The organism is Shewanella sp. WXL01, from assembly GCF_012263345.1.
Classification (GTDB): domain Bacteria; phylum Pseudomonadota; class Gammaproteobacteria; order Enterobacterales; family Shewanellaceae; genus Shewanella; species Shewanella maritima.
Genome location: NZ_JAAIKQ010000003.1, coordinates 608,289 through 624,633, shown reverse-complemented (window position 1 = coordinate 624,633; position 16,345 = coordinate 608,289). Strand labels below are relative to the sequence as shown.

Here is a 16,345-nt window from a genome sequence, read left to right as displayed (position 1 = left end):
CGAAGGTCGTCGGTTCAAATCCGGCTCCCGCAACCAATTTCCCCTCTTAGTTTTACCCTTTGTTTACCAAACTAAATATAACAGCACTTGAATTGTATTTTGACGAACCAGCTTGGTAGCTCGTCGGGCTCAGCTCTTATAAACACTGGGCGAAGGTCGTCGGTTCAAATCCGGCTCCCGCAACCAATTTCCCCTACTAGATCTACCTATTATTTCCTTAAAAAATCTCAAACAATTTTATTATCGATGAACAGTTGGTAGGTCATCCTGTCCAGCGCTATATCCACTCAAAACAACGGTTCTACTTAAGCCAATGCTTTACTCTTGTGCGATTATTAGTATCTCGGCTTTGTTTAATCAGCTCATCATCAGCGGTCACTGAAGATTTAGCTAAGCGATCATAAAGCAGCACATTGGCACTTGCGGCAAGATTCATGCAACCAACAGTTGGCACATAAACCACTTCGTCTGCTGCATCGATTATTTGCTGAGGAATTGTGCCATCTTCTGGGCCGAAGATATAAAAGGCATTTTCAGGGTGAGTAAACTCAGGTAGTGGCGTGGCGCCAACAACAAGATCAACGCAAACAATCTTTGCTTGTTCAGGCACAGATTCAAGTAATTCTTCAACGCGAGTGAGTGGGATCTTAGCCGCAACATTTTGAGTGTCGACTTCAAACTGACGTTCTGCCCGTTTGGCATAATCATAACGATTACCGGTATAAAACACCTGAGATGCTTGATAACAACCACAAGCGCGCATCACGCCATTTACGTTAGTTGGTGTTTTTGGGTTGATCAGTCCAATTGAGACCTGATTTTTCATCGCACTATGCCCTGTAAAGTAACAAACCCCAATGAGTTTTTAAGCGACTCATTAGGGTTTGATAAAATTTAAACGTTAAATGCCGAAATTAATTTTTAAATTGCAGCGACAATACGCTCTCGTAGTTGCTGCCAAGCGTTGTCAATCAGCGCGTAATCGGATTGATTAAGCTCATCATCAGCAAGCGCTAAACAATCAACCATCTTTGCATCTAATGCTGCTAGGTCTTGTTGCTCCTGCGCTTCTAATTCCGACAACACAACAGCAATGTGTCCTTGCAGGTAGCCACTGGCAAATAAAGCATCATCATCACCATGGGCAACAGCCTCTTCAATCCAGCTTTCTACTGTTGCATCAATTTTTTCTAACATGCTTTACTCCGCTTTACTTAATTCTTCGCTTGGTAGAGGTGCAGCTACATCTGCATCCACAAGATCTGGGTTGGCTACTGGATACATAACATAATCTCGATACCCAGTAATGACCTTAAAGTAGCCAGTTAAGGCTTTATCTAATTCAGGGTCGCCACTATCCACAATTAGTGGCCGACCTTCAAGGGCTTTTAACTTAGTTTTTGTGGCAACCAATAAAATATTGTCTTTTCCTAACTGTTTAATCAATGCAGGAGACAATTGCTGGTTACCGCGGCCTAATATGTGCCCTTGGCCACCAATTAAGGTGATCACCAATTTACAAGCATTGTTAGCTGCTAGCTCGAGTAGCGCTTTGGCATCTAAATCTTGACCCACTAGTTGCTCGTGTTGCACGGCATCAACGCCAAGTAAGGTGTTCTCTAACCCAAGTTCTTCCATGACGGCTTCGACAGTGCTGCCCGAGCCCATAATGAATAGCTCGTCATCCATTTGCTCAATGACTTCTGCTGCAATATCAGCAAGCACTAGCTCATCACTTTCTTTGCCACCCATTTTGACTGCTTGTACGTATCTTGGCTCAGCAGGTACCTGCATTTCCCCATAGCGCTTAGCTTTCACCACGCCTTGCCTGAATAAGGTTTCATCTATATCCATGACATCAGCAGACATTAAGCTGACTAGCTCACCTTCAAGTAGCATTTTAACTACCGTGCCTGCTGCATTTGGAGTGATGCCGTATACACCAGAGTGAATTTTCACACCAGCGGGTACACCTAAAACTGGCAGCTTGTCATCAACAACGGCATAGATATCGCGCGCGGTGCCATCACCTCCAGCAAACAGCAATAAATCAAGGGTTTCAGACAGCATCGCAGTCGCGGCATTTTTAGTATCTTGTGCGTGAGTCTCTTGCGCATTAGTCTCTTGGAGGGAACTCGAAGCGATACTAACTCTTGAGTTATTCTCGACGTTTTCATCAGCGCCGCAGCGATAAACAACTTCAGTGTTAAAACCCATTTGCCGACAAAGCGTTTCGCCCATATCACCGCTACAAGTCTTAATCGTAATGTATTGCTTAAAAGGCAATATCACGCTCAGTGCTTGCTGCATTCTTAACTGCGCTTTAGGCTCAGCGCCTTTAGCAATAGCTTTGGCAGCAACGCCATCCGAGCCCTTTAACGCTACGCTCCCACCTAACCCAGCAAGTGGATTAATGATTAAACCAAGTCGAAATTGCTTCACTTATATTCCTTGAACTTGAATTCCTTGAACTTAAATTCATTTAGAGTGTTTCTGATTTCCAGCCTATCAAAGCGTGCTAAATACCCTTTGCAAATATGTTTGGCTAGGTAGATGCGTGACTTTGAGTTAGCTCATGCTGATGAGGCTTATCCATATTTATCGCCAGTACAACCAGCGCCGAGATTATCGCGCAAATTGCCGCAAAAACCCACACTAAAGCACTGCTACTACCATCCCCCCAGATGATCCCAGCAAGCCAAGTACCTAATGCACCGCCCACGCCAAAACTGATGCTCGCATACAATGCCTGACCGCGACTACGATGGCCTTTGGGGAATTGCTGATAAATAAACTGAATCGACACGGCATGGGTTAACCCGAAGGTAAATGCGTGCAGTACTTGGCTTAAACACACTAAAGATAAATTTTGCGGATACCAAGCTAAAATAAGCCAGCGCAATGCTGTGAGCGCGGTGCTGATAATCAATAACAGCTTTAAACCGAACTTTTGGATAAGCCAAGGCGCTTTTATAAATATGCCAATTTCTGCTAGTACCCCCAACGCGACTAACACGCCGGCGAGCGTTTCGCTGTATCCGACTTGCTTTAGATAAAGTACGAAAAAACCATAAAACGGCCCAACACTCATTTGCATTAACAGAGCTGACAGTAAAAATAGCGATACTGAGGCTGAAAGCTTAAGTGGCGTAATGGCGCGTTTTTGTGCCTCATCAACATTAGCTTTGGGTAACGGTAAAGTGCACAGTGCTAACAGCAAAAACAATCCCATACCTAGGCTTGGCAAAATTTCTGCACCATAGCGGTCAATTGCCGCACCTGCAGCTATTACCAATACGATGTAACCAACACTGCCCCAGCTACGGATTTTGCCATATTGATGAGCATTTTCACCTAATGACTCTAATGTGACCACTTCCAGCTGCGCCAAAATCGAGTTCCAGAAAAAGGTGTAAATCACCAAGCTCAGGGCTAGGTACAGTATAGAGCCATGATAGAAAAAACTAACGAAGCTAATTGCAGCGCCAATGGCACCGAGTTTAATCAGCTCGGTGCGATAACCGGTTTTGTCGGCAACCCGTGCCCAAACATTAGGCGCGATAATTCGCGTACCTAGTACAATTGCTAACAGAAAACCAATTTGCTGTGGATTAAAACCGCGTGACTCGAAGAAGACCCCAAGATACGGGACGAGCAAGCCTAGGATGGCAAAGAAAAAGAAGTAACAGGCTCTAAGCCAGGTAAACGTGTGCTTAGAGCCAAAGTTGTGTGGCATTTAACGCATTCCAATCACGGGAGTTGCTGATACAACGTCCTGATTTTGCGCTCGATGTCTAAGCAAGTGATCCATCAATACAATCGCTAACATGGCTTCAGCAATTGGTACCGCGCGAATGCCAACACAAGGGTCATGACGCCCTTTAGTCACCACATCTGCAACCTCACCTTGTACTGTCATACTTTGCCCTGGCACGCTAATACTCGATGTTGGCTTTAAAGCCATGTGCGCAACGACTGGCTGCCCAGATGAAATGCCACCTAACACACCGCCAGCATGGTTAGACTCAAAGCCTTCAGGTGACATTAAATCACGACCTTCTGAGCCTTTTTGCGTTACTACGCCAAAGCCATCGCCAATCTCAACACCTTTTACCGCGTTAATCCCCATTAACGCATGAGCTATGTCTGCATCGAGGCGATCAAATACTGGCTCACCTAGGCCTACTGGTACATTGGTTGCTACTACTGATACCTTAGCACCAACCGAGTCACCTGACTTTTTAAGCTCACGCATGTATTCATCAAGCGCATCTAGCTTGCTGGCATCAGGGAAGAAAAACGGATTTTGCTCCACCTGATCAAAATCAATTGTTTCAGCACTAATTGGGCCTAGTTGTGAAAGGTAGCCGTGGATTTCAATACCATGCACCGCTTTTAGGTACTTTTTCGCTACCGCACCGGCGGCTACACGCATCGCTGTTTCACGAGCAGATGAGCGCCCACCACCGCGATAATCACGCATGCCGTATTTTTGCTGGTAAGTGTAGTCAGCATGTCCTGGACGGAATAAGTCTTTAATATTGGAGTAATCTTGGCTGCGCTGATCGGTATTTTCGATCAGCAAACCAATAGAAGTACCTGTCGTTTTCCCTTCAAACACGCCAGATAAAATCCGCACTTCATCGGCTTCTCGGCGCGCCGTGGTATAACGTGACGTACCAGGGCGACGGCGGTCAAGGTCGATTTGCATATCCTCAATACTTAACTCAAGCCCTGGAGGACAGCCATCGATAATACAACCTAGCGCCACACCATGACTTTCACCGAAGGTGGTCACAACAAAGTTTTGTCCAATACTATTTCCCGACATGCGTACAACTACCCTTTTACATAATTCAGTTAGATTATGTAATGCTACACTATTACAGCATTAACATTCACTACCTATTCACCATCTTTATAGATGGCGAACAGTGATTCATTTTCAACTAACTGATCACGGGTTAATACAAACACGCCGTCACCACCGAATTCAAAATCAACCCAGGTAAATGGCACATCAGGGAATTGCTCCATTAGATGCACCATAGAATTACCCACTTCAACCACTAGCACGCCGTCTTCAGTTAGGTAATCAGCAGCATTGGCTAATATACGTTTGGTTAGATCCAAGCCATCACGACCAGACGCTAGACCAATTTCAGGCTCGTGATGGTACTCATCTGGCATATCGCCAATGTCTTCTTCATCCACATAAGGTGGGTTAGACACAATTAAATCGTACTGCGGCCCTTTAGGGATAGATGAGAAAATATCAGACTGGATTGGGAATACTCTGTCCATCACTCCAAGCGACTCGATATTCACCTGAGCCACTTCCAGCGCATCTTCGCTAATATCTAGCGCATCAACTTCAGCATCTTCAAAAGCATAAGCACAAGCGATTGCAATGCAGCCGCTACCGGTGCATAAGTCCATTACTCGGTTAACTTGCTTGTTGTATAACCAAGGGCTGAACTGGTTGTTAATCATCTCGGCAATTGGCGATCTTGGCACTAGCACACGCTCATCAACGTAAAAATCAAGACCAGCAAAACGTGCCTTGTTAGTTAGGTACGGCACAGGTAAACGTTCGCGTACTCGACGAATGATTAACTCGACGATTTTGTGTTTCTCACTGCTGGTTAAGTTGCTCAGCAACACTTGCTGGCCAATCTCTTCTGGTAAATGTAAGGCATGAAATACTAGAGCAATCGCTTCGTCCCATGCGTTGTCAGTGCCATGGCCATAATAAATCTCGGCATCGTTAAAGCGGCTCACCGCCCAACGCAGCATATCGCCAATGGTTCTTAGCTCTGTGACAGCTTCATCTACAAATATTTTATCCACAACACGCTCCTAGTATTCTGTTCGCCGCTATTGTAACTGATGTCTACCATGCTGGACTAGATTTCCATATAATATGCTGATGAAAGATGATAAAAACCTTGCAGGCGGCGACTTTGCAGCGCTTTTTGCTGATGTCAAACCCATAGAGCAGCGCGCGCATCACTTTAAACAACAAGTGAAAGCCAAACAGACGCTTGAAACTGCCAGCCAGAAAGTTTACGCCGATAGCTATTTCTCTGATCAATATCAGCCTTTATTGCCTAGTGAAGGTCCAATGAAGTGGATTAACGAGGACGTTGATAAGTTAGAGCTAAAGCGTTTAAGGCGTGGTGATTATGTACCAGATCTGCTGTTAGATTTACATGGCATGCGTCAGGCGGAAGCTAAGCTGGAAATTGTTGCGCTTATCCAAGCGACGATGAAACAGCAAAGCCAATGTTGCTGCATTATGCATGGTCACGGAACAGGTATTTTAAAGCAGCAAGTACCTATGTGGCTTGCACAGCACCCAAGCGTTAAAGCCTTCCATCAAGCGCCTAAAGAATGGGGCGGCGATGCAGCACTGCTGGTGTTACTTGATATTGGCGACCAACCTTTTCGCCGCTAGTTTTTAGCAGTTAGTGCTTTACAGCTGATGTCGAGCAGCGGTTTTACCAGTAAAGAAATGCAAAAAAAGCCTCATGGTTTGAGGCTTTTTGTGTATTTGAGCTTTTTGTCTACGACCATATGGCCGATTCACGGCAGCGCCTTTTGTTAGGCTACGTTTTGCGGTGTGTACATGCCTTCGAAGTTAGCCACCTCACCTTGACTATCAATTTTTGCAATGGCTGATGTTGCGAAAATCGGTGGTTCAATACTGGTATCAAATTCATGCACCATAAAACCTACGATTGGCATGTGCGAAATCACTAATACTTTCTCAGCGCCGAATTGCTCGGCGTAGGCTTTAATCGCATCGACTCCATAACTTGGGTCGGCATTTGGCGTGACATCATCAAGTGTCACAAAATGGCCAGGCTCAGGCAGTGACTTACTCACCTCTTGCCAGGTTTGCTGAGCACGAAGATACGGGCTTACAATCACTAACTCGAATTGGTCTGCGTGCTTGCTTAGCCAATTTGCCATTAAACGGGTTTGATAACGTCCTGTATCGGTTAACTTTCTTTCTCTATCTGACGGCGCATCAAATCCGGCTTCACCATGGCGCATTAAAAACAGCTGCATACTACTCTCGAGGCAATTTTTGTTGTTAGTCCAATAATTGTACCGTGATTTAAAACGCTACAAAACAAACTTTCGTTATTCTTTAGTCGATAATGTCATGAGTTATTTGCCAAAAACTCTGAAGCAGATCAATATATAAAGAGTTTTGTTATGTGGAGCTATTCCTTGTCTGATTTTCCACCAGTAATAAAGAGCCCAAACGACCATCGCCAGTATCAATACCTAACTCTGGATAACCAGCTGCGGGTATTGTTAGTCGAAGATAAACAGGCGACTCAAGCTGCAGCCTCTATGGCTGTAGGTGTTGGGCATTTCGACGATCCAATAGAACGCCCGGGCATGGCGCATTTTCTTGAGCACATGTTGTTTTTAGGAACAGAGAAGTTTCCAGATGCCGGTGAGTACCATGCTTTTATCAACCAGCATGGTGGCAACAACAATGCCTGGACAGGCACCGAGCACACCAACTTCTTTTACAGTATCAACGCCAATGTGTTTGAAGAATCTCTAGATAGATTTAGCCAATTCTTTATTGCGCCTAAATTTGACCTAGATTTAGTTGACCGTGAACGTCAAGCGATTGAGTCTGAATACAGCTTAAAGCTTAAAGATGATGTAAGACGCATATATCAAGTACAGAAAGAATCCATCAACCCAGCGCATCCGTTTTCAAAATTCTCAGTAGGCAACTTAAAAACCCTTGCAGGCACGCAGCAACAAATGCGTGATGAACTAGTCGACTTTTATCAAACTCATTACAGCGCAAACCTTATGACCTTGTGCTTAGTTGCGCCATTGCCGCTGACTGAGCTCAAAGCACTGGCTACTCGCTTCTTTGGCTCGATTAACAACAATAAAATTACCAAACACTATCCTGATGTACCTTTTATTGGTAAGGCGCAAAATCAACGTCAAATTAATGTAAAGCCGCTGAAAGAACAACGCAGAGTTTCCATTAGTTTTTGCCTGGATGGTATCGACAAATACTATCAACGCAAACCGCTCACCTTTATCAGTCACCTGCTTGGTAACGAAGGTCCTGGTAGCTTATTGGCTTACTTAAAGGAGCAAAATTGGGCGAACAACTTATCTGCAGGCGGCGGCGTTAACGGCTACAACTTTAAAGATTACGCAGTCATGATCCAACTTACTGAGTCTGGCTATCAGCACCTTGATGACGTGATTAGCTGTGTATTTGAATATATCGCCCTGATAAAACAGCACGGCCTTGAACAATGGCGCTATCAAGAGCGCGCGAGCTTATTACAAACCTCATTCCAATTTCAGGAACAGATCAAGGTATTAGACCTAGTGTCGCACCTCAGTATTAACATGCATCATTATCATGCGGCTGATGTGGTCTACGGTGACTATCGCATGGACGAGCTTGATATTACTGAGGCCAAAGAACTACTTGATGCATTTAATGTCGACAACATGCGTATTCAACTGGTTTGTAAAGAGGTAGAGACAGATCAAGCTGCAGACTGGTATCACACCCAATATAAAACTAGTGCGATTAACAAAGAGCGCATCGAAAAGTGGCGCAGCGCTACTCAACCAAGACAGGAATTAGTCCTTCCACCTAAAAATCCATTTATTGTGGATAGCCCAACGACTCGACCGAGCGATAATGTCAGTCAAGTGCCCGTTATTGTATCTAAAGGCGATGGCTACCGTATCTGGCATAAAAAGGATGATGAGTTTAATGTCCCTAAAGGACATATGTTCCTATCGATGGACTCAGCGAAAGCCTCGCCGACACCAAGACACGCTGCTCTGACTCGTTTGTATGTCGAAATGGTATTGGATTATTTATCTGAAGCCACCTATCAAGCTGAGGTTGCTGGGTTGAATTATCATATTTACCCTCACCAAGGCGGCATTACCCTTCACCTTACAGGCTACAGCGGTAATCAAGAAACGCTACTTGCACTAATCATCAATAAAGCACGCGAGCGTAACTTTACGCCTGAACGCTTTAAATTAATCAAAAAGCAGATCCTGCGCAGTTGGCACAATGCGGTTCAAGCAAAACCCATTTCACAATTATTTACCTCGTTAACTGTAACCTTGCAAAAGCGCAGCTATGAACCCGCAAGGATGGCTGAAGAGCTAGAAGATATTACACTTGAAGATCTCCATAACCATGTCAGTGATTTTTACGAGAAGATTTATCTTGAGGGTTTAGTTTATGGCGACTGGTTAGCCGAAGAAGCGCAAAGTTTGGGCGCCAGACTGCAAGCATTACTGTCGCTGGTGACTAAGCCAAGTGGTGAATCATCGCGAGAACTTGTTGACCTTAGAGGCCACAGTACCCTGCTGAGGGAAAAGTCTATCCCTCACCAAGACAGTGCGATTATTGTTTATTACCAGTCACCAGAAACAACGCCAGATAGAATGGCCCTGTTTAGCTTGCTTAATCACACTATGTCTTCAAGCTTTTTCAATGAGCTACGAACCAAACAGCAATTAGGCTATATGGTTGGCAGCGGTTACTTACCGCTGAACAGACACCCAGGGATCATTTTCTATATCCAATCACCAAGTGCAGGACCACGTAAATTACTTGAAGCAATCGACGAGTTTATTGCAGATTTTAGCTACGCAGTCATGCAGATCACTAATGAGCAATGGCAAATGACCAAGCAAGGCTTGATCAACCAAGTAATGGAACACGATGCCAACCTTAAAACGCGAGGTCAACGCTACTGGGTTAGTTTAGGTAATCGTGATTATGAATTTAATCAACGTGAAAAAGTCGTGGCTGAAATTACTAAACTTACACGTGCTGACCTAATCAAACTGATTATGGAACATATGCGCAGTAGAACCTGCAATCGCCTTGTGCTATTTAACCAGGGTGAAGCCCATCTCACTGAAGAGTCATTGCATAACGACAACATGATTGAAAACCTAAAGCAGTTCAAAGCTCGCGCCAATAAGTTCGAGTTTTGATAGTTAGACAGCGAGCAAGCCTGACGAAAACAATTGTGAGAAATTGTATTTGCATACAAATCCGCGGACTAACCGCGGATTTAACACGAACGACTAAAATTCACTATACACACGATAATATCGACTACAATTTAGGCAGGTAACAGTAAAAAAGTCATATTGAAACGGTTAAAAATCTGTCACTTAGCACATCTTGAATAACATAATTTTGACAACGGGATGCCTTTCTGAAAAAGTAGTATTTTTAACAACTTTTACTCGGCATCTTCAAAAAAAGTATAATACCTATGCCTCGATTTTTACTCGGATGTTTTCTGCTCTTCTCAGTACTACTCAGTACCTTTTCTTATGCTGACTTCAGCATCGACTCATCTACGAGTCAGTTCGATATCCAGCTTAACTATGACAGCTATTCAGTTGCAGATGGTTTGTCGCAGAACACCGTATCATCGTTTGTCGAAGACAGCGAGGGTTACATATGGGTCGGCACTATCAATGGACTAAATCGTTTTGATGGTAACGAATTCAAGCAGTTTCATGCCAACAAAGATCACCCGCATCTAGCAAGCTCCTTCATTCGCCAACTACTTATTGACAGCCAAGGGAGAATGCTTGTTGGTACAAACTTAGGCTTAAGTGTATTTGATCGACATACAGAAACATTTCACAGAAGTAATGAACATAGTTTAATTGGAGAACGCCCAATTTGGTCGTTACAGGAACAAGCTGGCGAGCTACTAATCGGGTTTAATAACGAAGTACTAATATTAAATAGCTCTAACCATTCACTAATCAACCGATTCACATCGGCCGATTTTAAAGAAATAAAAAAGGTCATTAAGCTAGGAAACAGTTATTATGCCCGAAATTATGATGGGGCTATATTCAAGCTTAGCAATGGAAATATTGAAAAACTACAACCAACAGCAATCGACATATCTCTATTAGGCGATATTATTCTTGTTTCCACAGATGAAGGTACATACAGACTTGACGATAGCCTTTCTAAGATAAGCGACATAAAATTTGATGCGTTTTACAATCCCAAAAAAGGAAAGCAAAACAATTTTGTAATCGCTACTTCCAACCGAACCATATATAAAATTGACAACAAAACATCTGTGACACCTATTGGTAAAACGAAAGCAAATATAGATCGAACAAATGCTCTCTACATTAATGAATCAAACAGCACTATACTTGTGGCGAATTATGATGAAGGGTTTATTTTTATATCAACAAATAATAACCTAGTAAAAAATGTAGCACCAGGCCTATCAAACATTTGGTCGTTAGTAAGTCACAACAATACTTTATACATTGCAACAAGTAGTGACACAGTTTATACATTGGATGAAACATTAAAGATAGATAAAGGCATTTATTTCGAAGGGATAATAGGGCCTAAGTATATAACATTTCAAAACAATGAACTTTATGTCGGTGGTAAGCAAGGTTTATTTGTAAGAGGCGAAGATAACCAAGTATTAAAACTGTCAGACGAACATATCACTTATATAGAGACTTCAGATAACACTGTAATTGCAGGAACATTTTCGGGAAAAATACTAGAAGTTAGTGAACGGAGAATAATAAGGACGTTAGACTCGAAACTACAATATCCGATTTTTGACACAGCTATTATAGATTCGGAAACTTGGGTTGCCAGCCAAAAAGGCGTACATGTAATTAACCCAGTAACAGGTGATGTTCGTACTGTTTTTGATAATGATATGGCAACTAGTTTCAAAATTGAAAAAGATAAACTTTATTTTGGTACAAGAACGTCACTACTAAGCATCAACCTTAAAAACCCTGAACATATATCTGAAGTTTTCAATAATGAAAAAGTTATTTATTCAGTAGACAAATACAACACTTTCCTTTTAACATCGTCAGCATATGAAATAAACGTACTTAGCTCTATAAAAAAATCACATATCAGATTAGGCAAGAACAATGGCGCACTTGGTGATTATGCCATAAGTTCATCACTATCTATTGGTGAGAACATTCTATTTGGTGGAACTGAGGGACTCAGTTTGATCAATACTAATGAAATATCCTCTGAACTAAACAAAATACCAAGCATAAAAACCAATTTAAAGGAGTTGCTCCTATTCAACTCACCGATAAAAGTAGATGGAACAATTTTATCATCAACTTTAAACCATCAAGATAGAATTAAACTAAAATACTCTGACTATCCGTTTAGTATTAAATTTAATGCTGTCGGCCGAGCTTCAAATACAGTTGATTTCAGATATAAATTACTAGGTCTTGATCAAGAGTGGATTGCAGCGCAAGGTGTAAATTCTGCAACCTACACGAACCTATCTCCTGGAGACTATATATTTACCATAGAAGCGGTAGATAAAGTTTCAGGACATTACGGGCCAGAGAGACGCCTAGCAATAACCATTACTCCGCCTTGGTGGCTCACTGTTCAAGCAAAGCTTGTCTATGCCCTGATCGTACTCATTATTGCATCGCTTATATCACGAGCAGTGATGAAGCGCCGACAAATTCAACGTCAAGTAGCCTTGAGTGAAGAACGTCTTAAACTATCACTTTGGGGAAGCGGCGATGAAATGTGGGACTGGGATATTGAATCAGGTCATATTTATCGTTCCAATATTTGGGGTACGTTGGATTTCCCTCGTGACGGTCGCCGCTCAGGCACTGAAGGAGAACAAAGTAATATCCACCCTCATGACCAACATAGGGTACAAAAGGCACTGAACGATCATTTCAGCGGCCTAACCGACCACTTTGAAATCACTTATCGAGTAAAAGGTAGAGACAATCAGTGGAACTGGATCCTTGACAGAGCTAAGATAGTGGAGCGAGATCAAAAAGAACGGCCTGTTCGTATGACCGGCACAATTAAAGACATTAACAAGATCAAACAAACGGAAGAGCAACTCAGACTGTTTGCGCGCGCAATCGAAAATATCTCAGAAGGTATGTTTATCCTCGACGAAAACTACTTTTTCGTTGAAGTAAACGATGCCTGTTGTGACATATCCGCAAACTCAAGAGAAAAGTTTGAAGGCATTCGACTTGAGTTTGACCGCTACCCTACCCAATATTCTGAGCAAATAAGAAGCCTACTCAAACAGCAAGGTCGCTGGGCAGGCGAAGTTGAAGCTAGCCGCGGCGATGGCGAGCATTTCTTAATGGAACTAACCATTGATGCCATATACAACGAACAAGGCGATACCAGTCACTACGTGGGCGTATTCTCTGACATTACTCGTCGTAAACAACAAGAAGAGGAACTTAGAAAACTAACCAATAACGACATTCTTACAGGCCTTCCTAACCGCTCGAGCTTACAAGTAACCTTAAGCAATCTTGTAATGAAGGATGTTCATCACACTCTTATGGTGCTCGATGTCGATAACTTCAAACGAATAAACGACTCACTTGGTCATCAGATTGGTGATGACTTACTTATTGGTATCGCTGAACGGATTAAGATGTCGGTGCCAAACGTGGCTTCACTTTATCGCCTTGGCGGAGATGAGTTTGCTTTGCTCATCGACCAAACGCCTGATATTGGCTCCTGCGCTGCTATCGCATCCAATATCATTCAAGCACTCAACCCAGCCTTTGAAATAGGAGACGAATCGTTAGTAGTTGGTATCAGCATCGGCATCGTACTCTATCCTGAAGACGAACAGAGCGAGCAAGCACTGTTACGCAAAGCAGATATTGCTATGTACCATGCAAAATCTGCGGGCGGAAATCGCTACCAATTCTACTCAGAATCGCTCAACCAAAATGCACTTAAGCAACTAGAGACTGAAAGCCTAATTCGTGAAGCATTAAAAGATGATTTATTCGAGGTTTACTATCAACCTAAAGTCGATGTGAAAAACGACTGCCTAGCCGGAATGGAAGCACTAGTACGCTTGAAACACCCACAAAAGGGGCTCATTCCACCTAACGTATTTATCCCACTTGCTGAAGAAAATGGCCTAATTGTAGAAATTGGTGACGTAGTACTTCGAAAGGCCTGTTTTGCTGCGAATAAATGGTTAGAGGATGGCGTGTTTTCTGGACGAGTTGCCGTCAATTTATCGTCACGTCAGTTTGCGCTACCGGATCTTCAGCAGCGAATTGAGTCAATTTTGCGTCTTACCAAGCTACCAGCCAAACACTTAGAATTAGAAATCACTGAAGGGACAGTAATTAAAAACCCTGAAAATGCCATAAAGGTGATGCTACAACTATCAAAAATGGGGGTTAGCCTCGCATTAGATGACTTTGGTACAGGTTATTCATCATTATCTTACCTAAAACGCTTTCCAATCAATTGCTTAAAGATAGATAAAAGTTTTGTTGACGACATCGATAAGTCTGATAGGGATCTCAAGATGGTCGACTCGATTATTACGATTGCACACAATATGGGACTATCAGTAGTTGGAGAAGGTGTTGAACAAACGGCGCAGCTCAACATCTTAAAAGCGCTTAATTGTGAAGAAATTCAAGGTTATATATACAGCAAACCCATACCAGAAGCTGACTTCACACTATTACTTGAATCTGACGCACAACGCAAACTGCAGAAAGTAAACTAACTGAATAAATATTTTTTTCATCATTAGCAGAACATTGGCATAGCACCTGCAAAACCTCTCTCAGATAACAAAAATCAGTCTTCGTACTAAATTTAACCTGAGAGAGATGAAAAATGATTAAAGGACTAATTGCCCTAAGTGCAGCAGCCGCTTTAACTAACCCAGTTTTAGCTTTTGAAAATACCATAGAAAGCATCCCAAATATTAAGCTATCGAATACGCAAACAGCTAGTATTCCGAACATCAAACTATCTAATACGCAAACAGCTAGCATCCCGAACATCAAGCTATCTAACATGCAAACAGCTAGCATCCCGAACATCAAGCTATCTAACATGCAGACAGCTAGCATCCCAAACATCAAGCTATCTAACATGCAGACAGCTAGCATCCCGAACATTAAGCTAATTGACACGCAAACAGCTAGTATTCCGAACATCAAACTATCTAATACGCAAACAGCTAGCATCCCGAACATCAAGCTATCTAACATGCAAACAGCTAGCATCCCGAACATCAAGCTATCTAACATGCAGACAGCTAGCATCCCGAACATCAAGCTATCTAACATGCAGACAGCTAGTATTCCGAACATCAAGCTATCTAACATGCAAACAGCTAGCATCCCGAACATCAAGCTATCTAACATGCAAACAGCTAGTATTCCGAACATCAAGCTATCTAACATGCAAACAGCTAGTATTCCGAACATCAAGCTATCTGATACACAGACAACTAGCATCCCGAACATCAAGCTATCTAACATGCAGACAGCTAGCATCCCAAACATCAAGCTATCTAACATACAGACAGCTAGCATCCCGAACATCAAGCTATCTAACATGCAAACAGCTAGTATTCCGAACATCAAGCTATCTAACATGCAGACAGCTAGCATCCCAAACATCAAGCTATCTAACATGCAGACAGCAAGCATCCCGAACATCAAGCTATCTAACATGCAGACAGCTAGCATCCCGAACATCAAGCTATCTAATATGCAAACAGCTAGCATCCCGAACATCAAGCTATCTAACATGCAGATAGCTAGCATCCCAAACATCAAACTATCTAATATGCAAACAGCTAGCATCCCGAACATCAAGCTATCTAACATGCAGACAGCTAGCATCCCAAACATCAAACTTGCTAACGCGCAAACAGCTTAATTGAGAGGTAATGATTATGTTTAAATCACTAAAAGTTGCTTTAGGTCTAGCTAAGCCAGCAAGAAAACAAGTTAAATTGCCTGAGGGCTTAGATCATTTAGAAGTTATCCCAGCAAAAGCCTGGTGGAAATAACGATTGAATAAGACGAAAAGGGAGCCATATGGCTCCCTTTCGCTTTATGTACTGACAGGAAACTACTCTTCTAGCGAAACTATTCTCTAATGGGCTTTACACCGCCTCAGCTTCAATATTAGATCTAATTGCTAGAACTTAGACACTCCCGCCTGAGATGTGTCTAGCTTCCCTTGAGCGATACGCTTATGAGCGTTAAATAGAGGGTAAGCGGCAGGTCCTAATATAAATCCTGCACAAGCCCAGCGCTTTACCGCTAAGCCTTGGTAAAACGCGCTATTACCAATAAGCAAGCCACTGGCAACCCACACTAAAGCCATCAATAACCAATCAATTTGCAAAACTGAAACCTCAAACTTCTTCAGAAACAACGCAACAAAACAGCGCTAGGGTAATCGCTAACTTTTCTGCTGAACAGCTCA

12 protein-coding genes are annotated in these 16,345 nt (G+C 42.7%); 4 read left to right on the top strand and 8 right to left on the bottom strand.

The window, feature by feature from the left end; translation table 11 throughout:
- Positions 1-301: 301 nt before the first annotated feature.
- The 6 genes from G3R49_RS11405 to prmB form a co-directional block, all read right to left on the bottom strand.
- The gene (locus tag G3R49_RS11405; RefSeq protein WP_130601887.1) at positions 302-826 is read right to left on the bottom strand and encodes an RNA methyltransferase; all 525 of its coding nucleotides are present in this window, start codon (positions 824-826) and stop codon (positions 302-304) included.
- A gap of 95 nt (positions 827-921) precedes the next feature.
- Positions 922-1,197, bottom strand: coding sequence for a YfcL family protein (locus tag G3R49_RS11400; RefSeq protein WP_130601885.1), 276 nt, complete (start codon positions 1,195-1,197; stop codon positions 922-924).
- 3 nt (positions 1,198-1,200) lie between these two features.
- Positions 1,201-2,442, bottom strand: coding sequence for an ATP-NAD kinase family protein (locus G3R49_RS11395; RefSeq protein WP_167869717.1), 1,242 nt, complete (start codon positions 2,440-2,442; stop codon positions 1,201-1,203).
- Between the two features lie 103 nt (positions 2,443-2,545).
- The gene (locus G3R49_RS11390) at positions 2,546-3,736 is read right to left on the bottom strand and encodes an MFS transporter (RefSeq protein ID WP_167869716.1); all 1,191 of its coding nucleotides are present in this window, start codon (positions 3,734-3,736) and stop codon (positions 2,546-2,548) included.
- Positions 3,737-4,831, bottom strand: coding sequence for a chorismate synthase (gene aroC / locus G3R49_RS11385; RefSeq protein ID WP_167869715.1), 1,095 nt, complete (start codon positions 4,829-4,831; stop codon positions 3,737-3,739).
- Positions 4,832-4,905: 74 nt separating this feature from the next.
- The gene (prmB, locus tag G3R49_RS11380) at positions 4,906-5,850 is read right to left on the bottom strand and encodes a 50S ribosomal protein L3 N(5)-glutamine methyltransferase (RefSeq protein ID WP_167869714.1); all 945 of its coding nucleotides are present in this window, start codon (positions 5,848-5,850) and stop codon (positions 4,906-4,908) included.
- 79 nt (positions 5,851-5,929) lie between these two features.
- On the opposite strand from prmB, the gene smrB reads away from it, so the two are divergent.
- The gene (smrB, locus tag G3R49_RS11375; protein ID WP_242620423.1) at positions 5,930-6,457 is read left to right on the top strand and encodes an endonuclease SmrB; all 528 of its coding nucleotides are present in this window, start codon (positions 5,930-5,932) and stop codon (positions 6,455-6,457) included.
- Between the two features lie 146 nt (positions 6,458-6,603).
- On the opposite strand, the gene sixA is transcribed toward smrB, so the two are convergent.
- Entirely contained in the window at positions 6,604-7,074 is a 471-nt protein-coding gene (gene sixA, locus G3R49_RS11370) for a phosphohistidine phosphatase SixA (RefSeq protein WP_130601873.1), read from the bottom strand.
- A gap of 165 nt (positions 7,075-7,239) precedes the next feature.
- On the opposite strand from sixA, the gene G3R49_RS11365 reads away from it, so the two are divergent.
- The 3 genes from G3R49_RS11365 (at position 7,240) to G3R49_RS11355 (ending at position 15,790) form a co-directional block, all read left to right on the top strand.
- Positions 7,240-10,032 carry an insulinase family protein gene (locus G3R49_RS11365; protein WP_245335339.1) on the top strand — a complete coding sequence of 931 codons (2,793 nt, stop codon included), beginning with the start codon at positions 7,240-7,242 and terminating at the stop codon, positions 10,030-10,032.
- A gap of 287 nt (positions 10,033-10,319) precedes the next feature.
- The gene (locus tag G3R49_RS11360) at positions 10,320-14,621 is read left to right on the top strand and encodes an EAL domain-containing protein (protein WP_167869712.1); all 4,302 of its coding nucleotides are present in this window, start codon (positions 10,320-10,322) and stop codon (positions 14,619-14,621) included.
- Between the two features lie 113 nt (positions 14,622-14,734).
- Complete coding sequence (locus G3R49_RS11355) at positions 14,735-15,790, top strand: hypothetical protein (RefSeq protein ID WP_167869711.1); 1,056 nt, start codon at positions 14,735-14,737, stop codon at positions 15,788-15,790.
- A 264-nt stretch (positions 15,791-16,054) separates the two neighbouring features.
- On the opposite strand, the gene G3R49_RS11350 is transcribed toward G3R49_RS11355, so the two are convergent.
- A complete protein-coding gene (locus tag G3R49_RS11350; RefSeq protein WP_245335338.1) occupies positions 16,055-16,264 on the bottom strand; it encodes a hypothetical protein in 210 nt (69 codons plus the stop codon).
- Between the last annotated feature and the right edge of the window lie 81 nt (positions 16,265-16,345).